Below are 21,823 nucleotides of genomic sequence, written 5' to 3' on the forward strand. Positions count from 1 at the left end.
TAGACCACGATGACGACGCATACGAAGCCCGAATTCCGTCCGGCAAATCCCAATTTTTCCTCAGGTCCCTGTGCAAAACGCCCCGGCTGGTCGGTCGAGGCGCTCAAAAATGCCGCGCTCGGGCGCTCGCACCGTGCCAAGATCGGCAAGACCAAGCTTGAACAAGCAATCGAGCTGACGCGGGAAATCCTCCAGGTTCCGGCGGATTACCGCATCGGCATCGTGCCGGCCTCGGATACCGGCGCGGTCGAAATGGCGCTGTGGTCGCTGCTCGGCGAACGCGGCGTCGACATGGTCGCCTGGGAGAGCTTCGGCTCCGGCTGGGTCACCGATGTGGTCAAGCAGCTGAGGCTCGCCGATGTGCGCAGGTTAGAGGCGGACTACGGCGCGCTGCCCGACCTGACCAAAATAGATTTCGACCGCGACGTGGTCTTCACCTGGAACGGCACGACGTCGGGCGTGCGCGTGCCGAACGGCGATTTCATCCCGGCCACCCGCAAGGGCCTGACCATCTGCGACGCCACTTCGGCGGCCTTTGCGCAAAAGCTCGATTTTCAGAAACTCGACGTCGTCACCTTCTCCTGGCAGAAGGTCCTGGGCGGTGAAGGCGCGCACGGTATGCTGATCCTCAGCCCGCGCGCCGTCGAACGGCTGGAAAGCTACAAGCCGGCCTGGCCGCTGCCGAAGATCTTCCGTCTCACCTCGGGCGGCAAGCTGATCGAAGGCATCTTCAAGGGCGAGACCATCAACACGCCGTCAATGCTGTGCGTGGAGGACTATCGCGACGCGCTGCGTTGGGCGCAGTCGATCGGCGGCCTCGACGCGCTGGTCACCAGAGCGGATGCCAATGCCGCTGTTCTGGATCGCTTTGTCGGAAAATCTTCCTGGCTCGGCCATCTTGCCGTCAACCCGGCGACGCGCTCGAACACATCGGTCTGCCTTTCCTTCACCGATCCGGATGTCGCTGCACTCGACGCCGATGGACAGGCTGCGTTCGCCAAGGCAATCGTCTCGGCGCTCGACAAGGAAGGCGTCGCCTACGACATCGGCGCCTACCGCGATGCACCGCCCGGCCTGCGCATCTGGTGCGGCGCGACAGTCGAGACCTCGGATCTCGAAGCGCTGCTGCCCTGGCTCGACTGGGCCTTTGCCGCGCAAAAGGCGTCGCTGAAGGCAGCCGCCTGACTCCCTCTCCCTCGAAGCGAGGGTGGCCCGAAAGGCCGGGTAAGGTCGCCTCCACCCGCTCAATGATCCGCCATCCAGAAAGAAAAAAGATTTGGCCGCATCCGGCCGCAATGACCCCACTTCGGCGCTTCGCGCCGACCCTCCCCTCAAGGGAAGGGACGCCAATCGCAAAGGACCAAGCCAATGCCCCGCGTTCTCGTCTCAGACAAACTTTCCACCACCGCCGTGCAGATCTTCAGGGATCGCGGCATCGAGGTCGACTATTTGCCGGATCTCGGCAAGGACAAGGAAAAACTGCTCGAAGTGATCGGCCAGTATGATGGGCTGGCCATCCGCTCGGCGACAAAGGTCACGGAGAAGCTGATCAACGCCGCGACCAGGCTGAAGGTCGTGGGCCGCGCCGGCATCGGCGTCGACAATGTCGACATCCCGGCGGCGAGCCGCAAGGGCATCATCGTGATGAACACGCCTTTCGGCAATTCGATCACCACCGCCGAGCATGCCGTCGCCATGATCTTCGCGCTGGCCCGCCAGATACCGGAGGCCAACGCCTCAACCCATGCCGGCAAATGGGAAAAGAACCGCTTCATGGGCGTCGAGATCACCGGCAAGACGCTCGGCATCATCGGTTGCGGCAATATCGGCTCGATCGTCGCTACGCGCGGCGTCGGCCTGAAGATGCACGTCGTCGCCTTCGACCCGTTCCTGTCGGACAGCCGCGCCGAGGAACTCGGTGTCGAAAAGGTCGAGCTCGACGAGCTGTTCGCCCGTGCCGACTTCATCACGCTGCACACCCCGCTTACCGACAAGACGCGCAACATCATCGACGCCGCGGCGATCGCAAAGATGAAGACCGGCGTGCGTATCATCAACTGCGCCCGTGGCGGGCTGATCGTCGAGGCCGACCTGATCGCGGCCTTGAAGAGCGGCAAGGTGGCCGGCGCCGGCATCGACGTGTTCGAGGTCGAACCGGCGGAGAACAACGCGCTGTTCGGCATGGAGAATGTGGTGGCGACGCCGCATCTCGGTGCCTCGACGATGGAGGCGCAGGAGAACGTCGCGCTACAGGTCGCCGAGCAGATGTCGGACTATCTGATCAAGGGCGCCGTTTCCAATGCCATCAACATGCCGTCGATCACCGCCGAGGAAGCGCCGCGGCTGAAACCTTTCGTCAAGCTCGCCGAAGTGCTCGGCGCCTTTGTCGGACAGGTCACCGAGGATCCGATCAAGGAGGTCGAGATCCTGTTCGACGGCTCGACCGCGACGATGAATACGCGGGCGCTGATCAGCGCTACTCTTGCCGGGCTGATCCGGCCGCAGGTCGCCGACGTCAACATGGTGTCGGCGCCGATCATGGTGAAGGAGCGCGGCATCATCGTCGCCGAGGTCAAGCGCGACAAGTCGGGCGTGTTCGACGGCTATATCAAGCTAACGGTCAAGACCGAGCACAGGACGCGCTCGATCGCCGGCACCTGTTTTTCGGACGGCAAGCCGCGCTTCATCCAGATCAAGGGCATCAATCTCGACGCCGAGGTCGGTCAGCACATGCTCTACACGACCAATGCCGACGCGCCCGGCATCATCGGCCTGCTCGGCACGGTGTGCGGCGAGAACGGCGTCAACATCGCCAATTTCCAGCTCGGCCGCAACCGGCCGGGCGGCGATGCCATTGCGTTGCTCTATCTCGATGCGCCGTTCCCGGAAGACGTGTTGGCGCAGGTGCGCTCGCACAAATCGATCGACTCGGCCAAGCGGCTGCATTTCGACGTCGGCGCGGCCTGAAATTCGATCACCCCGTGTGCAGCAGCACGCGGGGCGCTTCCATGGTCGTTGACGGACCGCAGTGAACCGTCGCGGCAAGCGACTTCATTGAGCAGCGGATACCGCCATCTTCCGTCCGCTGTATTCGGCGAGGCTGATGCCGCCCAGCACCAGCGCGAGAGCCAGCGCCTGATAAAGCTGGAATGTCTCACCGACAATCAGCACCGACAGCAGCGTACCGAAGATCGGCACCAGATTGATGAACAGGCCGGCCCGGTTGGCGCCGATCAGCTCGTTGCCTCTGATATAGAAGATCTGCGAGATGACCGAAGCACCGATGGCAGTATAGAACGCGACAGCCCAGCCGCGGGCGTCGGGGACGATGACCTTGCCGGCGGCAATCTCCCACAGGAAGAAAGGCAGCGATGTGATGAGTGCGGCAACCGACAGCGCCAGCATCAGGCTCTGCCAGCGGATGACCGGCTTCAGCCGCAACCCCACCGAATAGAAGGAGTAGCAAAGCACGGCGACCAGCATGATCGCGTCGCCGAAGTTGAGATCCAGCTTGAGAAGCTGGCGCAGGTCGCCATGGCTCGCCGTCACCGCGACGCCGATGATGGTCAGCACGACGCCAGCGATCTGCACCCGGTTCACCCGCAGGCGAAACAGCACGAAATTGGCGATGATGATCACGATCGGTATCGCCGCCTGCTCGATCGAGACGTTGATCGCCGTCGTGTAGTTGAGCGCCGTGTAGAAGATCGCATTGAAAAAGGCGAAGCCGCAAGCGCCGAGCCCGCCAAGCAGCAACCAGTGCCGACGCACCACTGGCCAGTCCTGATGCAGCGTTCGCCAGCCGATCGGCAGCAGGATCAGAACGGCCAGAATCCAGCGCAGGAAGACCAGCGTCATCGGTGAAATGTGGTCGACGGCCAGCTTGCCGGCCACGGAGTTGCCGCCCCACAGCAAGGTGGTGAACAGCAGGAATAGGTAGGCGGCTCGATGCATCGTGACATTCCGGCCAGGCAGTGGGAATTCGACGTCGGTGTGGCCCTATTGCGACCGCCAGCCCAAGTAAATGATGTCAAAGGCGAAAATTGTTGTGCCTCGGAGCGTTTTGGGTGGCAAAGAGTGGTCGCGCTCGCCGGGTCTTGACGCTATAGAGCGACGTGCGTGCGATTGGACGCTACAAGTACGCGTCGGAAGGCTCTAATCCTCGCGTCGTGCTTTTCCGAAAATCGATTCCGATTTTGGGGGCCGATGCGATAGAGGCCTGTCGTTTCGAACTGTTTTCAAGCTGCTCGTGCGGCGTCTCAAGGGAAAAGAAATATGGCCAATGTGGTGGTCGTCGGCTCGCAATGGGGCGATGAGGGCAAAGGCAAGATCGTAGACTGGCTGTCGGAGCGCGCCGACGTTGTCGTGCGCTTCCAAGGCGGCCACAATGCCGGCCACACGCTGGTCGTCGACGGCAAGGTCTACAAGCTGTCGCTGCTGCCGTCCGGCGTGGTGCGGCAAGGCAAGCTGTCCATCATCGGCAATGGCGTCGTCTTCGATCCGCACGCTTTCGTCGCGGAGGTTGCGAAATTGAAGGGGCAGGGCGTCGAGGTGACGCCAGACCGCCTGAAAATAGCCGAAAACACCGCGCTTATCCTGTCCTTGCACCGGGAGCTGGACGGATTCCGCGAGGACGCCGCGTCCAATTCCGGAACGAAGATCGGCACGACCCGCCGCGGTATCGGTCCCGCCTACGAAGACAAGGTGGGCCGGCGCGCGGTCAGGGTGATGGATTTGGCGGATTTGGAAACGCTACCCTTGAAGGTCGACAGGCTGCTGACGCACCACAATGCGCTGCGGCGCGGGCTTGGCCATGGCGAAGTCACGCATGAGGCGATCATGAGCGAGCTGATTTCCGTCGCTGACGAGATCCTGCCCTATATGGACCGCGTCTGGAAAATCCTCGACGACAAGCGCCGCGCCGGCGAGCGCATCCTGTTCGAGGGCGCGCAAGGCACGTTGCTCGACATCGATCATGGTACCTATCCGTTCGTCACCTCGTCCAATACCGTTGCCGGCCAGGCCGCTGCCGGGTCCGGTGTCGGCCCGGGCGCCATCGGCTATGTGCTCGGCATCACCAAGGCCTATACCACGCGTGTTGGCGAAGGCCCGTTTCCGACCGAGCAGAAGAACGAGATCGGCGAGTTCCTGGGCACGCGTGGCCATGAATTCGGCGTCGTCACCGGTCGCAAGCGCCGCTGCGGCTGGTTCGATGCCGTGCTGGTCCGCCAGGCTGTCGCCGTCAACGGCATCAAGGGCATTGCGCTGACCAAGCTCGATGTGCTCGATGGGCTGGACGAGATCAAGGTCTGTACCGGCTACCGACTCGACGGCGAGGCGATAGATTACCTGCCGGCCAGCCAAGGTGCGCAGGCCCGCGTCGAACCGGTCTACGAGACGCTGGAAGGGTGGAAAGGCACCACCGCCGGCGCGCGCAGCTGGAACGATCTGCCGGCCCAGGCGGTGAAGTACGTCCGCCACATCGAAGAGCTGATCGGCGCGCCGGTCGCACTCCTTTCCACCAGCCCTGAACGGGATGACACGATACTTGTGACCGATCCGTTTCAAGACTAGTTTCTCAGCCTTTCCGGGCATTGCGGCTGATTTGCGGGGGCCGGCCCAGAAACAAATGCAGGTCGACTGAAGCATGGTAGATTTTGTTGGTGCCCTGAAAAAGACCCTAGACAAGCTTGATAGGCCGTCGGCGGAAGTGCGCGCCAAGGTTTATGACATGGCGCGTTCGATGATCGCGAAGAAAATTGCCGAACGCGATCCGCCGTTTGCGCCGTCGGATGTCGCCAGGCAGAAGCGCGCACTCGAAGACGCCATCGCAAGCGTTGAGCGAGAATATGCTAAACCGGCACCGGCATCCGATCCGCTGGCGGAACTGGAGGACATCTTCTCCTCCATCGACCGCAACAAGAACCAGCCCAGCCATGTCCGGCAGCCGGCAAAGACCGAGCCAGCAACGACCAGGCCAGCAAAGACCGGGCCGGCCCAGACTGGGCCGGCATGGCAGTCCACGCCCGCCAAGGCGGTGCCGAACTGGCAAAAGCCGCAGCCCGTCGCTCTTCCTCAAGAGCGCGCTGGTCCGCCGCCGTCCGATATGGATCTTCCGACGGCCGATGACCAAGACAGCGTTTTTCGGGGCGACGACTTTTCCAACGACGGCGGCCCCGCGGAGGACAGGTTCCAGCGACTCCATCCTGCCGAGCGCAGGCGCAGCTATGGCGGCGTGATCGCCGCCGCCATTGCCCTGCTGGTCATTGCCGGTGGCGGTTATGGCATCTGGCTGAACAAGGATGCGTTCGGCAGCATGCTCGGCCTCGACGAGACCAAAGCCGTCGCCACCGAACCGCTGGTAAAACCAGCCCCGGCCAAGCCGGTGGCCGATGCGGCCGTACCGGCCGCCGCGCCTCCGACGGAGGCCGGCGAGGGCGCGAAGTTTACGCAGCGCCTTACGCCCGAGGGCCACGAAGTCGATCCCGGCCCCGCGGCCGGGCAGGCGGGCATCGGCGAAGGCGAATCCGTCGCCGCACTGACCACGCCGCCATCGGCCGCTCAAGCGCCGACCACCCCGGCACCCGCCGCGCCGGCACCGGCGGCACCCGCCGACACGCAAGCCACGGCCAATGCTCCAGCAGTCAATGGGTCGGCTGCGCCAACGCCCGCAACGCCGCCCGATGCTGCAGCTGCTCCGCCAGCCCCTGCAACGGCCGCCCCACCGCCCGCGACGGCAGCGGCACCGACGGCAGTTCCGCCGCAAGCCGCGTTGGCCGTCGGCCAGAAGGCGATCTTCTACGAGGAGCGCACCAGCACCGCTCAAGGCTCGGCCGAGCCCGGCAACATCGTCTGGTCGCTGGTGCAGGAATCGCCCGGCGGCGACCTGCCGCCCGAGCCGGCGATCCGTGCCGAGGCGACCATTCCAGGCAAGGATATCCAGTTGCGCATGACGATCCGTCGCAACACCGACCAGACTCTGCCGGCCAGCCACATCATCGAGATGATCTTCCTGACGCCTAATGGCTTCGAGGGCGGCGGTGTCGACAACATCTTGCGTGTCGCCATGAAGGGCTCCGAGCAGGATGCCGGCAGCCCGCTGATCGGCATCCCGGCCAAGATCGCCGATGGCTTCTTCCTGGTTGCGCTCAACGACACCAAGGCGGATGAAGACGCCAATCTGACCTTGCTCAGAGGTCAGGACTGGATTGACGTGCCGGTCGTCTACAAGACCGGGCGGCGGGCGCTGCTCACCATGGAAAAGGGAATTCCCGGCGAGAAGGTGTTCGACGAGGCGCTGAAGGCCTGGCAGACAAAGACGGCGGGGTGAGGCCGACAACGCCTCCTTGGCTCAGAAGCCCTGGAACAGCATGTCGAGCGCGCTCACGATGTCTTCGTGATGCCTGGTCAGATTCAGTCGGCTCTCGCCCAGTTCCGTCGCCGCAACCGTGGCGATCAAATGGGTGGTCATGACCAATTTCCGACCATTGATCTCGAAAACGGGATGGAGCCTTCGCATTGGTGATGGCGCCATCGCAACCGGCAGCAGCGGGACGACCACCCGGGTCTTGAAATGGTCGAGCAGATCGGCCTGGACGTCGAGGAGATAGCCGCCTTCGATGCTACCCGCGAAGACGTCGTAGCGCGCCATCAGAATTGCCGATGTTCTGCCAGCGGAATACCGTGTTTTTCGATATATTCGTTCCACGCATCTATCGTCGCGCGGTTCTCAAGCTTCCACAGCCGCGTCTTTTCGGCGGCCACTGCCTCTGCGATGCCGGCTTCAGCGGCGCGCGAGACATTCACATCGAGCCCCTTGGCTTCCTTCATGAGCTTTGAGTCGATCGACAGATTTGCCGGCTGACGAACCGCATTCACAGCTATCTTGCGCATGATCACCTCCGCAGCATGCGCATAATATATGCGCACTCCCGTCCAGTCGCAACGACAAGGTGCTTGAACTCGCGAATTACCCCTCCATTTCCTCGCGCAGCATCTCAAGTTCCAGCCATTCCTCCTCGAGCGCTGCCAGTGTGACGCGCTCCTTGTCGAGCGCGGCAATCGTCTTCTGGAACGAGGCCGGGTCGCGCTCGTAATAGGCCGGATCGGCGATATTGTTCTCCAGCCGCGAGATCGAGGCCGACACCGCCTCGATCTTCCTGGGTAAGGTTTCCAGCGCGAATTTCTGCTTGAACGACAGTTTCTTTGCCGGGCCCTTGGGAGCGGCCGCGTCGCTCCTACGTGCAGCCGTCGCCTCGCCGGTCTCTGCCTTCGGCCGCGCCTTGCGGTCGTCCAGCCTGGTGCCGCCGCGCTGCGCCAGCATGTCGGAATAGCCGCCGGCATATTCGATCCAGCGGCCGTCACCATCCGGCGCGATGATGCTGGTCATGGTGCGGTCGAGGAAATCGCGATCGTGGCTGACCAGGATCACCGTGCCGGCAAAGCCGGCGACCAATTCCTGCAGCAACTCCAGCGTCTCCATGTCGAGGTCGTTGGTCGGCTCGTCGAGCACAAGCAGGTTTGCCGGCCGCGCCAAAACGCGGGCGAGGATCAGCCGTGCCCGCTCGCCGCCCGAAAGCTCGCGCACCGGCGTGCGCGCCTGTTCCGGCTTGAACAGGAAGTCTTTCATGTAAGAGACGACGTGGCGCTGTTCGCCATTGATGACGAGGTTCTCGCCGCGCCCGTCGGTGAGATACTGCGCCAGTGTCTCCTGTGGATCGACGGCCTCGCGCTTCTGGTCGAGCGTGGCGATCTCCAGATTGGTGCCGAGCCGCACCGTGCCTGCGTCCGGCTTCAATTCGCCGATCAGCATCTTCAACAGTGTCGTCTTGCCAGCGCCGTTCGGCCCGACCAAGCCAACGCGATCGCCGCGCTGGATGCGGGTCGAAAATCCCTTGACCACGGTCAGATCGCCAAAGCTCTTCTCGATGTTCTTGGCTTCGATCACCAGCTTGCCGGATTCGGCAGCGTCGCTGGCTGTCATCGTCGCCGCACCCTCGGCGCCGCGATGACCGCGAAAGCGCTGGCGCATGGTCTGCAACTCACCGAGCCGGCGCATGTTGCGCTTGCGCCGCGCTGTCACGCCATAGCGCAGCCAGTGCTCCTCGCGCACGATCTGGCGACCGAGCTTATGCTGCTCGCGCTCTTCCTCCTCCAGCACCGTGTCGCGCCATTCCTCGAAATAGCCAAAGCCCTTGTCGAGACGGCGGGTCTGCCCGCGGTCGAGCCAGATTGTGGCGCGTGACACGCGCTCGAGAAAACGGCGGTCATGCGAGATGACGACCAGTGCCGAGGAGGTGCGGGCAAGCTCCTCCTCCAGCCATTCGATGACCGACAGGTCAAGATGGTTTGTCGGCTCATCGAGGAGGAGAATGTCGGGCTCCGGCGCCATGACGCGGGCGAGTGCCGCACGCCTCGCCTCGCCGCCGGAGAGGTCGTTCGGCCGTTCTTCGCCGGTCAGGCCGAGATGCTCCATCAGATAGGTGGCGCGATAGGGATCGTCGGCGGGCCCGAGCCCCGCCTCGACATAGGCGCGGACGGTCGCAAAACCGTCCATGTCGGGCATTTGCGGCAAGTAGCGCACGGTTGCCGAAGGCTGGCGGAAGACTTCGCCGTCCTGCGGCTCGATCAGCCCGGCGGCGATCTTGAGCAGCGTCGACTTGCCCGAACCGTTGCGGCCGACCAAGGCGATCTTGTCGCCAGCTGAGGCCGTCAGGGCGGCACCGTCGAGCAGCGGCGTGCCGCCAAAGGTCAGCTTTATCCCGTCGAGATTGAGAAGCGGCGGCGCCATGTCAGCTTTCTGGGCTCAGCTTTCCGGAAGAGGGTAGGGATGCGCGAGCAGCAGCGCGCGGCCGCTGGCCAGCGCGATTTCCAACCGGCCCCTGACCTCGTTGGAAATGGTCAGCGACGAGCCGAACGCAACCTCGACATGGTCGAGCGGCCATTTGGCACCGGTGACGCTCAGGCCGGCGAGATCGGAGAAGCCGAGCACCGAAAACAGCGTGCCGTCGGCATAGTCGAAGCCAGTCTTTCCGGGCAGCAAGGGAATGCCTTCCTGTGCGCCGCTGGTCAAAAGCACGTCCGTCCCGCCTTCCGCCAGCCGGACGCTCAGCGCCAGATGCAGGAAGATGTGGTCGGTGCGTTTGCCGCCGAAAGCACCTGCGAGCACAAGGCTGGTCGCACCGCGTTCGAGCGCGGCGGCGATAGCGAGTTCACCGTCGGTCTTGTCCTTTTCGGCGGGAAACACCTGCCGTGGCACGGCGGCCAGATCCTCCGGCAACTCGGCAGGCACGGAATCGAAATCGCCGACCCAGAGTTCCGGCCACAGGCCCAGCATACGGGCATGGCCGATGCCGGCATCGGCAGCGATGACGCGCGAGCCTTCGACCTGGCGGTCGAGCAGCGGCGTGCGGATGAGATCGCCGCCAAGCAGGATGGTGAATTTGCTCATATCTCGTGGCCCTTACCAGCCCTGCCCCAGAAACGGAAGAATGAAACGGAAGATGAAACGGCAGACGACACGGAAGGCTGGGCTTTGGATGCCCGGCAAACTTCCGCTTGCGCAGCACTTCGGCCGGGCCTATGTGTCGCAACGCTCTAACGGGGTGCCGGACGCGATCTTCGCGGACCGGCTGAGAGGCAAGACTGCCAACCCGCTGAACCTGATCCGGTTTGTACCGGCGGAGGGATTAGACGTTTCGGACAGCCCGACGCCTCAATTCCTTTCAACGCGAACGAAGGAGGCGCCGATGCGCAGTTTTTTCCACTCTCTTGTCTCAATTGTCCTGCTTGCGGCATCCGCGCTCGCCCTGCCAGGGCAGGCATCGGCACAGGATAGACTGACGGTCTATACCTATGAAAGCTTCACCGCCGATTGGGGTCCGGGACCGGCAGTGAAGAAGGCCTTCGAGGCCGAATGCAGTTGCGTCGTCGAATTCGTCTCGGTCGCCGACGGCGTGGCGCTGCTCAACCGTGTGAAGCTGGAAGGCGCCGCGACCAAGGCCGATATCGTACTTGGCCTCGATACCAACTTAACCGCCGACGCCAAGGCAACCGGCCTGTTTTCGCCGCACGGCGCCGTCTCGGGCGTCAATGTGCCGGGCGGCTGGAGCGACGATATTTTCGTGCCGTTCGACTATGGCTATTTCGCCGTCGTCTACGATACCGAAAAACTGAAGAGCCCGCCGAAGAGCCTCAGGGAATTGGTCGAGGGCGATGCCGGAGAGAAGATCGTCATCCAGGATCCGCGCACCTCGACGCCGGGCCTTGGCCTGCTGCTGTGGGTCAAGTCGGTCTATGGCGACAAGGCGCCGGAAGCCTGGGCCAAACTCAAGGCGAAGGTGCTGACGGTAACGCCGGGCTGGAGCGAGGCCTACGGCCTGTTCACCAAGGGCGAGGCGCCGATGGTGCTGTCCTACACCACCTCGCCGGCCTACCACATGGTCGCCGAAAACACCGAGCGCTACCAGGCGGCGTCCTTCGAGGAGGGCGAATATCTGCAGATCGAGGTTGCGGGGATCACCACCAAGGGCGCGAAGAACCCGCTGGCGGAAAAGTTCATTGCCTTCATGACCGGACCGAAATTCCAGGATGTCATTCCCGAAACCAACTGGATGTTCCCGGCCGGCAAAACCGACAAGCCGCTCAACCCGGCGTTCGACAAGCTGGTCAAGCCGACCAAGACCTTGCTGTTCAGCCCGGAAGACGTCGCGGCCAACCGCAAGGCCTGGGTCGATGAGTGGCTTGCGGCGATGAGCAGGTAGGGCTCAAGCCTCGTCGGATGTTTGCGCCAAGCCACCCCCCTCCGGCCTGCCGGCCATCTCCCCCTCAAGGGCACGGCTATCGCAGATGGAACGCCGAGGCTTTCGCTCTACGACGTACCCCCACCCCTAACCCCTCCCCACAAGGGGGAGGGAGACTTCCGTTGGCACTGACCTCGGCAAATTGTCTGCCTTTCGGCGCCAAAAGGGGAAGTAAGGGCATGCGGCAGCGTTCCCTCCCCCTTGTGGGGAGGGTTAGGGTGGGGGTCCAACTTCGTAAGAATCCAAATGCGATAGCCCTGCCCTCAAGGGGGAGATCGGCAGCTTTGTCGCCTCTCCTCGTCCTGCCACTTGTGAGATTGGCGAAGGCGGCTGAGTGCGCAATCTCCCCCCTTGAGGGGGAGATGGCCGGCAGGCCAGAGAGGGGTGGGCTCGGCCTTTGCCAGGTATTTCCTTCGATCTACGCCTGTCGTAGTGTCGGGTAGCGCGACATGCCTACGCGTCATCCGGCCGATCCCCGCGTCACTGCCGGCATCGTCGCGCTCGCCGCCATCGCGCTGCTGATCGGCGGTGCATTCGCCGGGCTCGTCGTCGAAGCCACACGCGACCTGTCCGGCGCCGCCGCCGCTTTCGATTCCTATCTCTTGCGCGTCGTCCGTTTCACGCTCTGGCAGGCTCTGCTGTCGACCCTGCTCTCCGTTGCACCGGCCCTGTTCGTCGCGCGTGCCCTGTCGCGGCATCCGCGTTTTTTCGGGCGAGGCTTTATCTTGCAGCTTTTCGCCGTGCCGCTGGCGCTGCCGGCCATTGTTGCCGCCCTCGGTGTCTTGGCGCTCTATGGCCGCGCCGGCTATTTCGCCGGCACGCTGGGCGCGCTAGGCGGCCAGAGCTGGCCCGGCATCTATGGCTTGTCGGGCATACTCGTCGCCCATGTCTTCTTCAACCTGCCGCTGGCGACGCGGCTGTTCCTGGAGGCGTTGCAGACCGTGCCGGCTAACCAATGGCGGCTGGCGAGCCAGCTTGGCATGGGGGCTGCGCCGGCCTTCCGGCTGATCGAATGGCCGCCGCTGCGTGCGGCCTTGCCGGGCGTTGCCGGGCTCGTTTTCATGCTGTGCATCACCTCCTTCACCATCGTGCTTACGCTCGGTGGCGGGCCGCGCGCGACGACGCTCGAGGTTGCCATCTACCAGGCGCTGCGTTTCGACTTCGACCCGGCCCGGGCTGTGACGCTGACCCTGCTGCAGATTGCCCTGACCTTCGTCGTCGTGCTGGCCTTGACGCGGCTCGGCGCCAATATGGTCGGGGATGCCAATCTGCCGGTGGCGCCGCGCCGGTATTTTTCAGCCGGTGCGGCCGAGACCGTGCTGAACGCATTGGCGATCGGGCTCGCACTGTTGTTTGTCGCCGGGCCGATGGCGGCCACGCTGGCAGCCGGGCTTGGCGCCGATCTCGGCCGCCTGGCCGGCGAGAGCGCGGTGCGGCAAGCGACGGCGACCAGTGCCGTGCTCTCCCTCCTGTCGGCGCTGCTCTCTGTGGCGTTGTCGCTGTCGCTGGTCATGGCGCGCCGGGCGCTGGCGCTCACCCGGCGGAGCGGCAGGAGGACGCTGCTCGAACACCTGGCCGACACCGGTGCGGGGTTCGTCCTGGTGGTGCCGCCCATCGTCATCGGTGCCGGCTGGTTCTTGCTCCTGCGCACCGTCGGCGATGTCTTTGCGATCGCCCCTGTCATGGTCGTTGCGGTCAATGCGGTGATGGCGATGCCGTTCGCCATCCGCGCCATCCGCCCTGCCTATGACGCGGCGAGCGAACGCCACGAACGGCTCTGCGCACAGCTTGGCATCTCGGGCTGGAACCGGTTGCGGCTGGTCGACTGGCCGTCGCTGCGGCGGCCGCTCGCCACCGGCTTCGCGTTCGCCATGGCGCTGTCGCTCGGCGATCTCGGCGTCATTGCGCTGTTCGGCAGCGATTCCGTGCAGACCTTGCCCTATCTGTTGCTGGCGCGCATGGGCAGTTACCGCACCGAGGATGCCGCCGGCCTGGCGCTGCTGCTCGGCCTTGTCTGCCTGGCGCTGGTGTTGGCCGCGGACTGGCTGGGAAGGAGGGAGAAATCATGATGCCGATCAGCCCGGAACGGTCCATTTCGGTGGAAAAAGGCGCGGCCGTGCGGCTCGATAATGTCTCGTTCAGCTATGGTGAAACGCCGCTTATGTTCGATGTCGATTTCCGGGCGTCGGAAATCACCGCCATCATGGGGCCGAGCGGTTCGGGAAAGTCGACGCTGCTCAATCTGGTGGCCGGTTTCGAGACGCCGCGGTCGGGCCGCGTGCTGATCGGCGGCGCCGACGTCAGCACTGCGCCGCCATCAGCGCGGCCGGTATCGATGGTGTTCCAGGAAAACAACCTGTTTGCCCATCTGTCGATCGAGCAGAATGTCGGGCTCGGCCGCTCGCCTTCGCTCAGGCTGAGCGAGGCTGACCGCGCCGCAATCGCCGCAGCGCTGAAGCGCGTCGGTCTTGCCGGCAAGGAAAGCCGGCTGCCGCGCGAACTCTCCGGCGGCGAGCGGCAGCGTGTCGCGCTCGCCCGGGTCCTGGTGCGCGACCGGCCGGTGCTGTTGCTCGACGAGCCGTTCGCTTCGCTCGGACCGGCACTGCGCGACGACATGCTCGATCTGGTGGCCGACGTTCATTCGGAGCAGCGCATGACGGTGCTATTCGTCACGCACCAGCCGGACGATGCGCGCCGTATCGGCCAAAACATGGTTTTCCTGGATGGTGGCACGGTTGCCGCGACCGGCACCGCCGCCGATTTTTTCGTCGGGGCTGGACCGGAGGCATTCCGACGCTATATCGGCTCGGGTCCGTTTGCGGCTGGATCACGAGATGTTGCCCGGAAGCGGACATAAATTTATGGTCAAACCGGCGGAAGGCGAAGCGGCGCTTGCTTGCCATGGTCGAGGTAGTGTGGCTAGGTCCGCCAGGAGCTGGTCCGGCCTAGACCGTGATTTGCCCTTGCTGCCTCGTATCTGTCGGACGCACGAAGGACGCCATAGCACTTGACTTTGCGCGTGATGCTTTTCGGAAATCGCGCCCGATTTTCGCGGTCACGTGCCAGGACTTGAAAGGAAGCCGATCTGCCGACCGGCATCGACAATCGGAGGGTGAAACCGCTGGCGCGCTTTCTGGCGCTGGCCGGTCTTGCCGTGGCGCTGGCAAGCTGCCAGATGTTCACGCCTCCCGACGTGCAGGAATCGGGCTTCCAGCCCTCCGACAAGCCGATCACGGTCGACAATGTCGCCGCCAACAGCAAGCTCGCCCAACTGGCGAAGGCGCAACACCCGCGCATCCTCGCCACCTATGGCGGCGAGTATTCCGACCCCAAGCTCGAGCGCATGGTGGCCAAGGTCGTCGGCAGACTGACCGTGGTGTCGGCCAACCCGACCCAGACCTACCGCATCACCATCCTCAACTCGCCCAACGTCAATGCCTTCGCGCTGCCGGGCGGTTATCTCTACATCACCCGCGGGCTGCTGGCGCTGGCCAACGATTCCGCCGAGCTGGCCGCCGTCATTGCGCATGAGATGGGCCACGTTACAGCCAACCACGGCCTGCAGCGCCAGCAGCTGGAAGCCGAGGAGGGGTTGGCGACCAAGGTTGTTTCGGATGTGCTCGGCGACAACCCGACGGCCAAGGCGGCGCTGATCCGCGGCAAGCTGAGGCTGGCCCAGTTCTCGCGCAATCAGGAGCTGGAAGCGGACGCCATCGGCATCAAGTCGATCGGTGAAGCCGGTTTCGACCCCTACGCCGCCGGCCGCTTCCTGCAGTCGATGTCGGCCTATACCGATTTCCGCTCGATCAGCGGCGCCACCGACGCCAGCCTCGACTTCCTGGCGACGCACCCCAACACGCCGCAGCGTATCGATCTCGCGCAGCGCCACGCCCGCCAGTTCGGCGCGCCCGGCGTCGGGTCGCGCGACCGCGATTCATTCCTTGCCGGCGTAGACGGGCTGCTTTACGGCGACACGCCCGAGGAAGGCTATGTGCGCGGCGAAACCTTCCTGCATCCTGGCCTCGGCGTGTCGTTCTCGGTGCCCAACGGCTTCATCATCGACAATTCGGCGGCGGCGGTGACCGCCACAGGCCCGGGCGACATGGCAATCCGCTTCGATGGCGTTTCGATCGACAAGGACCGCTCGCTGACCGACTACATCCGCAGCGGCTGGGTTGCCGGCCTCGACGACAGCAGCGTGCGCCAGGAGACGATCAACGGCAACGAAGCGGCAACCGCGCATGCCGGCGCCGATGGCTGGCAATTCGACATTGCGGTGATCCGCGCCGGCGGCCAGGTCTACCGCTTGCTGACTGCTGCACCGTCGGCCAGCACCTCGCTGAGCACGGTGGCGCGCTCGGTCAGCGGCTCGTTCCGCATCCTGAGTGCTGCCGAGAAGGCAGCACTGAAGCCACTGCGTATCCGCATCGTCACGGTGCAGCCCGGCCAGACGATGGGCTCCCTGGCCGCACAGATGGTCGGCGTCGACCGCAAGCTGGATTTGTTCAGGGTGCTCAACGCGCTGTCGCCGGGCGCCGCGGTTTCGGCCGGCGACAAGGTCAAGATCGTCACCGACAAATAGCAGCCGACGCGATTCAGGCTGCGAGAAATTCCGGATTCTGCTTTACCAGCGCCGCCTTGAGCTTTTCCATGGCGCGCGCCTCGATCTGCCGGACACGTTCCTTGGAGATGCCGAGCGTCTCGCCGAGCGCTTCGAGCGTCGCGCCCTCGTCGCTCAGCCGGCGTTCCTCGATAATCCTGAGCTCGCGCGCATTGAGAGCGCCGAGTGCCGTCTTCAGCCACACCGAGCGGCGTTCGACGTCGATCGTATCGCCGACGACCTCATCGGGCAGCGGGTCATCCGAAACCAGGAACTCCATCCGCTCGGTTGCGCCCGCATCGTCGGCTAGCGGCGTGTTGAGCGAGCTGTCCGGCGCCGAAAGGCGGGAATCCATCATCGCCACATCGGCTTCCGATACCCCGAGAGCCGCCGACACTTCGCGGTAGAGCGTGGCATTCGACGTCTGCTCGGCGCCGTTTGCCAGGCGGGCGCGCAGACGCCGCAGGTTGAAGAACAGCGCCTTTTGCGCCGAGCTGGTGCCGCCGCGCACGATCGACCAGTTGCGCAGGATATAGTCCTGCATCGAGGCGCGAATCCACCAAGTCGCGTAGGTCGAGAACCGCACCTCGCGCTCGGGTTCGAAACGGGCCGCGGCCTCCAGCAGCCCGACATGGCCTTCCTGGATCAGGTCGCCCAGCGGAAGGCCGTAGTGGCGAAACCGCGACGCCATGGAAATGACCAGCCGCATATGCGCGACGGTGATGCGGTGCAGCGCGTGCTGGTCATTGTTTTCCTTCCAGCGCAGCGCCAGGAGATGCTCTTCGTCACGTTCCAGATAAGGGGCTTTCATCGCCGCGCGAACCATGGTCCGTCCTGCACTGTCTTCCATCATGCCGCGCTCCTGCTTCAGGCGTTGCGGTGCGATCGAATCGTGAGTTGGCGCCGATGGTTGAAATGGCGGCGCCGCGCCCTACAACAGCGAAGAACGTGCCATGCGGGGGAATGTTCCCCCGGACTGTCATGTCGATTGCGCTGTTCCAGGCGATTCGCCGCCGGCCTTGACTCAGCCGGATGGCGCCGGGAGATGCTGGTTGAGAATTGGATTTCAAGGGCGCGGGATTTTTGAAATTCAGTTTCTTATTCTGGCATCGCGCATCTGTCATTTTCCGGCACTCGCAATGACGCCGGATACCGGCCAAGGACGGATCACAGAAAAATGAAATGGCTCAAATCGCTCATCATCGCCGGAACGCTGCAGGTTCTGGCCATCGCCGCCGGTCACGCCGGCGCCAATCTCGACCAGATCAAGCAGTCCGGCGTCTTCAAGGTCGGCACAGAAGGAACCTATGCGCCCTTCACCTATCATGATGCTTCCGGCGCGCTGGTCGGCTTCGACGTCGAGATCGCGCGGGCCATCGCCGAGCGCCTCGGCGTCAAAGCCCAGTTCCTCGAAGGCAAATGGGACGGGCTGATCGCCGGTCTCGATGCCAACCGCTACGATGCCGTCATCAACGAGGTCGGCATCACCGAGGCGCGCAAGGCCAAATATGACTTTTCGGATCCCTACATCGCCTCCAAGGCGGTGCTGATCGTGCGCGGCGACAACACCGATATCAAGAGCTTCGCCGATCTCAAGGGCAAGAAGGCGGCGCAATCACTGACTTCGAACTTCGGCAAGCTGGCTGAAACCAACGGAGCCGAACTCGTTGGCACCGACGGCTTCGACCAGTCGATCCAGCTGCTTCTTACGGGCCGCGCCGACGCCACCATCAACGACAGCCTGTCCTTCCTCGACTTCAAGAAGCACAAGCCCGACGCCAATGTGAAGATTGCCGCCCAGGAAGAAAACGCCGACTATTCCGGCGTCATCGTGCGCAAGGGCGATCCGGAACTGGTGGCCGCCATCAATAAGGCGCTGGCCGACATCAAGGCCGACGGCACCTACAAGAAAATCGCCGACACCTATTTCGGCCAGGACGTTTCGAAGTAAAACGGCTTTCTCGTGTGGGCCGAACGCCGGCCCACGTCGTTCATATCGCGGCGAGCTGTCTTTTGACGGCCCGCCGCTTTCGCGTGATATGAGCGACGGCAATCTGGCAAGGAGGAGCCTTCGTGCCGCACTGGCTGCAATTGATGCTGGAATCCCTGCCTACGCTGCTATGGGCTGCACTGATCTTCACCGTGCCGCTGACGCTGCTGTCGTTTGCATTCGTCTTGTACTAGGCCTGGTTGTGGCGCTTGTCCGGCTGTTCGGTCCCAAACCGCTGGTCGCCGTGGTCCGCTTCTACGTCTGGATATTCCGCGGCACGCCGCTTCTCGTGCAACTGTTCCTTATCTTCTACGGCCTGCCATCGGTCGGCATCCTGCTCGACGCCTTTCCGGCAGCACTGATCGGCTTCACCTTGAACATCGGTGCTTATTCGTCGGAAATAATCCGCGCCGTCATCGGTTCGGTGCCCAAGGGCCAGTGGGAAGCGGCCTATTCGATCGGCATGACCTGGGCCCAGGCAATGCGGCGCACCATTCTTCCACAGGCGGGGCGCGTCGCCGTGCCGCCGCTGTCCAACACCTTCATCTCGCTGGTCAAGGACACTTCGCTCGCCGCCGCCATCACGGTGCCGGAGATGTTCCAGGCAGCGCAGCGCATCGTCGCCACCACCTATGAGCCGCTGATCCTCTATGTCGAGGCAGCGGCCCTCTATCTGATCATGAGCTCCGTGCTGTCGGCCTTGCAGGCGCGGCTGGAAACGCGGCTAAACCGTTATGGCGGCTTCCTGGAGGCGCGCGCATGATCGGCCTCACCAACATCGAAAAGCGTTTCGGCGACAATCTTGTGCTGAAGGGCGTGACCGTCACCATCGAGGAAGGCAGCGTTACGGCGCTTGTCGGACCGTCGGGCGGAGGGAAGAGCACGCTTTTGCGCTGCATCAACCTGCTCGAGCTCCCGACTTCAGGCACGGTACGGATCGGCGACGATGCACTTGAATTCCGCCCCGGCGGCAGGGTCTCGACCAGGGATATCCAGCGGCTGCGGCTGCAGACCGGCATGGTGTTCCAGAATTTCCAGCTGTTTCCGCATCGCACCGCGATCGGGAACATCATGGAGGGGCTGGTGACGGTGCTGAAATGGCCCAAGGAGAGGGCGCGCGAACGGGCGCTGGCCCTGCTCGAAAAGGTCGGCATGGCGCACAAGGCCGATGCCTGGCCGGCGACGCTGTCAGGTGGCCAGCAGCAGCGCGTGGCGATTGCCCGGGCTCTGGCGCCTTCGCCGAAAGTCCTGCTCTGCGACGAGCCGACCTCTGCACTCGATCCGGAACTGGCGCAGGAGGTGGTCGACGTGCTCGGCAAGCTCGCCAGCGAGGGCACGACCATGGTGATGGCGACGCATGATCTGCGGCTCGCCTCCAAGATCGCGCGGGAAGTGGTGTTCCTCGATGCCGGCAACATCGTCGAACAAGGCCCGGCCGCGGTGCTGTTCAGCAACCCGGAACGCCAGCGGACCAAGCGGTTCATCGCCACACTGAAGCACGAGGCGGAAAGGGAGGGCGGCGAAGGTTAGATATGCCCGTCGCCGGTCAGCCAAAACAAAAAACCCGGCGCGAGGCCGGGTTTTTCTGAATTCGAAGACGAGAAAAGCTCAGGCGGCTTCTTCCTGCTCGGCTTCCTCGTTGTCGGCCTTAGCGCCGCGCTTCGGGCCCTTGTTGAGGTTCACCTCGATGAGGCGGACCGCTTCGGTCTCCGACATGCGGTTGACGGCCGCGATCTCGCGGGCCATGCGGTCGAGGGCCGCCTCGTAGAGCTGGCGCTCGGAATAGGACTGCTCCGGCTGGTTATCGGCGCGGTAAAGGTCGCGCACCACTTCCGAGATCGAGATCAGATCGCCGGAGTTGATCTTGGCATCATATTCCTGGGCACGGCGTGACCACATGGTGCGCTTGACGCGGGCGCGGCCCTGCACGACCTTCAGCGCGCGCTCGACATAATCCTCTTCCGACAGCTTGCGCATGCCGATCGAGGTCGCCTTGGCGACCGGCACCTTGAGGCGCATCTTGTCCTTCTGGAAGTCGATGACGAACAGCTCCAGCTTGTGGCCCGCGACTTCCTGCTCATCAATCGAGACGATCTGGCCGACACCATGCGCCGGATAAACGATGTATTCGCCGGTCTTGAAACCGTGGCGCGCTGCGGTGGACTTCTTCTGCGGGGTGATCGTTGCCATTACGCCCTGAACTCCTTGTTGTGGTACCGGCATCGTGCCGGCCCGAACTCGTACGACCGGGGTGACCGGTCCTTAGCCACACAACGATGAACTCACCGGAAAGGCCAGGACCGGCAAATCGCAACATTGCGACCGCCTGCCCCAGATCGCTCTGGTCCGGATTGAGAAATTCACCTTTCAGTGATTTGGGGCGTTTGCGCCATAAATCGACGTTGTGTCACCGGCATGTTTGGCTCATATAGCACAAAAAGTCGGAAGAATCAAGGTTTTGCTGCACGCGCGAAGGCCGCGCGCCGTCGCCGCCTGTCAAGGCAGTTAATGTATCACGTCTGTTACGCGGCGTCAGGCCACCGCAGCCGGCAGGCTCGTCAGTCGCCTTCGCCGGGCTCCGGGGAGAAATATTTCTCGAACTTGCCAGTTTCGCCATCGAAATTTTTAGCGTCGGCCGGCGGCTCCTTCTTGGCGGTGATGTTGGGCCATTTCTCGGCATATTCGGTGTTGATCTGCAGCCATTTGTCGAGACCCGACTCGGTGTCGGGCTTGATTGCGTCGGCCGGGCATTCCGGTTCGCAGACGCCGCAATCGATGCACTCGTCCGGGTGGATGACGAGCATGTTCTCACCTTCGTAGAAGCAGTCGACCGGACAGACCTCGATGCAGTCCATGTATTTGCATTTTATGCAATTGTCGGTCACGACATAGGTCATTGGTCGGCTCCGGGACGTCCCATTTTGTTGGGCTTTTTTGGTGAGGTAACGCCTTTGTCCGCTGGTGGCAAGGGCGGCCCCTGTCAGCGGTGCCGCGGTTTCCGGAATGGAATTCCGGAAGGCCGGCAAAGCGGGCGTTCGACCTTGCTCAATCGTCGCCGAGCAGGTGGTCGGTCTGGCGGCGTTCCTTCTTCGTCGGGCGACCGCTGCCGGCCTCGCGCAACGGCGGCACCGCATCCGGAAGCGCCTCGCCCTTGGGCGCGGGGGGCGGCGACATGTCCTCGTAGAGCAGGCGGGCCTCTTCGGCCGGGCCACGCCGTACGCCGGTGCCAAGGACTTTCCAGACGAAGATCCGCCGCTCCAGCGTGATGGTCAAAACGTCGCCCGGCCGGACCGTGTCGGAGGCCTGCGCTGCTTTGTCGCGATTGATGCGGACGCGTCCGGCGACGACCAGCTTGGCTGCCAGCGTGCGCGATTTTACCGCGCGCGAGAAGAACAACCACTTGTCGATGCGCTGGCGGGCATCAGTGACCAT

19 protein-coding genes, 1 pseudogene and 1 riboswitch are annotated in these 21,823 nt (G+C 63.7%); of the genes and pseudogenes, 11 read left to right on the forward strand and 9 right to left on the reverse strand.

Going from position 1 to position 21,823, the window contains the following annotated elements; translation table 11 throughout:
- Nucleotides 1-9: 9 nt before the first annotated feature.
- Together NKH78_RS18975 and serA are read left to right on the forward strand one after the other, a co-directional pair.
- Entirely contained in the window at nucleotides 10-1,185 is a 1,176-nt protein-coding gene (locus tag NKH78_RS18975) for a phosphoserine transaminase (RefSeq protein WP_352737785.1), read from the forward strand.
- A gap of 183 nt (nucleotides 1,186-1,368) precedes the next feature.
- A complete protein-coding gene (serA, locus tag NKH78_RS18980) occupies nucleotides 1,369-2,967 on the forward strand; it encodes a phosphoglycerate dehydrogenase (RefSeq protein WP_352476115.1) in 1,599 nt (532 codons plus the stop codon).
- 84 nt (nucleotides 2,968-3,051) lie between these two features.
- Here serA and NKH78_RS18985 read toward each other — a convergent pair whose 3' ends face one another.
- Nucleotides 3,052-3,954 (reverse strand): DMT family transporter, encoded by a 903-nt coding sequence (locus NKH78_RS18985; protein ID WP_352737784.1) that lies wholly within the window; start codon nucleotides 3,952-3,954, stop codon nucleotides 3,052-3,054.
- 321 nt (nucleotides 3,955-4,275) lie between these two features.
- Between NKH78_RS18985 and NKH78_RS18990 the strand changes: the two genes are divergently transcribed.
- Both NKH78_RS18990 and NKH78_RS18995 read left to right on the forward strand, forming a co-directional pair.
- Nucleotides 4,276-5,574 (forward strand): adenylosuccinate synthase, encoded by a 1,299-nt coding sequence (locus NKH78_RS18990; protein WP_254816481.1) that lies wholly within the window; start codon nucleotides 4,276-4,278, stop codon nucleotides 5,572-5,574.
- 73 nt (nucleotides 5,575-5,647) lie between these two features.
- Nucleotides 5,648-7,330 (forward strand): hypothetical protein, encoded by a 1,683-nt coding sequence (locus NKH78_RS18995; RefSeq protein ID WP_352751218.1) that lies wholly within the window; start codon nucleotides 5,648-5,650, stop codon nucleotides 7,328-7,330.
- Between the two features lie 21 nt (nucleotides 7,331-7,351).
- Here NKH78_RS18995 and NKH78_RS19000 read toward each other — a convergent pair whose 3' ends face one another.
- The 4 genes from NKH78_RS19000 to NKH78_RS19015 all read right to left on the reverse strand — a co-directional run bounded on the left by NKH78_RS19000 (nucleotide 7,352) and on the right by NKH78_RS19015 (nucleotide 10,450).
- Nucleotides 7,352-7,651, reverse strand: coding sequence for a CcdB family protein (locus tag NKH78_RS19000; protein ID WP_352737782.1), 300 nt, complete (start codon nucleotides 7,649-7,651; stop codon nucleotides 7,352-7,354).
- Nucleotides 7,651-7,893, reverse strand: coding sequence for a type II toxin-antitoxin system CcdA family antitoxin (locus tag NKH78_RS19005; protein WP_097573514.1), 243 nt, complete (start codon nucleotides 7,891-7,893; stop codon nucleotides 7,651-7,653). The genes NKH78_RS19000 and NKH78_RS19005 overlap by 1 nt, the downstream gene beginning before the upstream one ends.
- A 76-nt stretch (nucleotides 7,894-7,969) precedes the next feature.
- Nucleotides 7,970-9,790, reverse strand: coding sequence for an ABC-F family ATP-binding cassette domain-containing protein (locus tag NKH78_RS19010; RefSeq protein ID WP_352737781.1), 1,821 nt, complete (start codon nucleotides 9,788-9,790; stop codon nucleotides 7,970-7,972).
- A 15-nt stretch (nucleotides 9,791-9,805) separates the two neighbouring features.
- A complete protein-coding gene (locus NKH78_RS19015; RefSeq protein ID WP_352737780.1) occupies nucleotides 9,806-10,450 on the reverse strand; it encodes a thiamine diphosphokinase in 645 nt (214 codons plus the stop codon).
- 140 nt (nucleotides 10,451-10,590) lie between these two features.
- Nucleotides 10,591-10,705: riboswitch (TPP riboswitch) on the forward strand.
- Between the two features lie 43 nt (nucleotides 10,706-10,748).
- Here NKH78_RS19015 and thiB point away from each other — a divergent pair.
- The 4 genes from thiB to NKH78_RS19035 all read left to right on the forward strand — a co-directional run bounded on the left by thiB (nucleotide 10,749) and on the right by NKH78_RS19035 (nucleotide 16,383).
- A complete protein-coding gene (gene thiB, locus NKH78_RS19020) occupies nucleotides 10,749-11,762 on the forward strand; it encodes a thiamine ABC transporter substrate binding subunit (protein WP_352683378.1) in 1,014 nt (337 codons plus the stop codon).
- A 488-nt stretch (nucleotides 11,763-12,250) separates the two neighbouring features.
- On the forward strand, nucleotides 12,251-13,870 hold the full coding sequence (gene thiP, locus NKH78_RS19025; protein WP_352737779.1) for a thiamine/thiamine pyrophosphate ABC transporter permease: 1,620 nt from the start codon (nucleotides 12,251-12,253) through the stop codon (nucleotides 13,868-13,870).
- The gene (gene thiQ, locus NKH78_RS19030) at nucleotides 13,867-14,658 is read left to right on the forward strand and encodes a thiamine ABC transporter ATP-binding protein (RefSeq protein ID WP_352737778.1); all 792 of its coding nucleotides are present in this window, start codon (nucleotides 13,867-13,869) and stop codon (nucleotides 14,656-14,658) included. The genes thiP and thiQ overlap by 4 nt, the downstream gene beginning before the upstream one ends.
- A gap of 255 nt (nucleotides 14,659-14,913) precedes the next feature.
- A complete protein-coding gene (locus tag NKH78_RS19035; RefSeq protein WP_352737777.1) occupies nucleotides 14,914-16,383 on the forward strand; it encodes a M48 family metalloprotease in 1,470 nt (489 codons plus the stop codon).
- A 13-nt stretch (nucleotides 16,384-16,396) separates the two neighbouring features.
- Here NKH78_RS19035 and NKH78_RS19040 read toward each other — a convergent pair whose 3' ends face one another.
- Nucleotides 16,397-17,254 carry an RNA polymerase factor sigma-32 gene (locus NKH78_RS19040; RefSeq protein ID WP_254816490.1) on the reverse strand — a complete coding sequence of 286 codons (858 nt, stop codon included), beginning with the start codon at nucleotides 17,252-17,254 and terminating at the stop codon, nucleotides 16,397-16,399.
- A 324-nt stretch (nucleotides 17,255-17,578) separates the two neighbouring features.
- Here NKH78_RS19040 and NKH78_RS19045 point away from each other — a divergent pair, with 324 nt between their 5' ends.
- The 3 genes and pseudogenes from NKH78_RS19045 (at nucleotide 17,579) to NKH78_RS19055 (ending at nucleotide 19,921) form a co-directional block, all read left to right on the forward strand.
- Nucleotides 17,579-18,352 (forward strand): amino acid ABC transporter substrate-binding protein, encoded by a 774-nt coding sequence (locus tag NKH78_RS19045; RefSeq protein ID WP_352454874.1) that lies wholly within the window; start codon nucleotides 17,579-17,581, stop codon nucleotides 18,350-18,352.
- A 122-nt stretch (nucleotides 18,353-18,474) separates the two neighbouring features.
- A pseudogene (locus NKH78_RS19050) lies at nucleotides 18,475-19,154 on the forward strand (ABC transporter permease subunit).
- Nucleotides 19,151-19,921 carry an amino acid ABC transporter ATP-binding protein gene (locus NKH78_RS19055; protein ID WP_352737775.1) on the forward strand — a complete coding sequence of 257 codons (771 nt, stop codon included), beginning with the start codon at nucleotides 19,151-19,153 and terminating at the stop codon, nucleotides 19,919-19,921. Before NKH78_RS19050 ends, NKH78_RS19055 begins: the two are co-directional and overlap by 4 nt.
- A 78-nt stretch (nucleotides 19,922-19,999) precedes the next feature.
- On the opposite strand, the gene NKH78_RS19060 is transcribed toward NKH78_RS19055, so the two are convergent.
- From NKH78_RS19060 to NKH78_RS19070, 3 genes are all read right to left on the reverse strand, one after another.
- On the reverse strand, nucleotides 20,000-20,581 hold the full coding sequence (locus NKH78_RS19060; RefSeq protein ID WP_006327799.1) for a CarD family transcriptional regulator: 582 nt from the start codon (nucleotides 20,579-20,581) through the stop codon (nucleotides 20,000-20,002).
- A 368-nt stretch (nucleotides 20,582-20,949) separates the two neighbouring features.
- Nucleotides 20,950-21,288, reverse strand: coding sequence for a ferredoxin FdxA (fdxA, locus tag NKH78_RS19065; protein ID WP_292664799.1), 339 nt, complete (start codon nucleotides 21,286-21,288; stop codon nucleotides 20,950-20,952).
- A 148-nt stretch (nucleotides 21,289-21,436) separates the two neighbouring features.
- On the reverse strand, nucleotides 21,437-21,823 hold the full coding sequence (locus tag NKH78_RS19070) for an RNA-binding S4 domain-containing protein (RefSeq protein WP_023680553.1): 387 nt from the start codon (nucleotides 21,821-21,823) through the stop codon (nucleotides 21,437-21,439).

The sequence above is a fragment of the Mesorhizobium sp. M0910 genome, assembly GCF_040319465.1.
Lineage (GTDB): Bacteria > Pseudomonadota > Alphaproteobacteria > Rhizobiales > Rhizobiaceae > Mesorhizobium.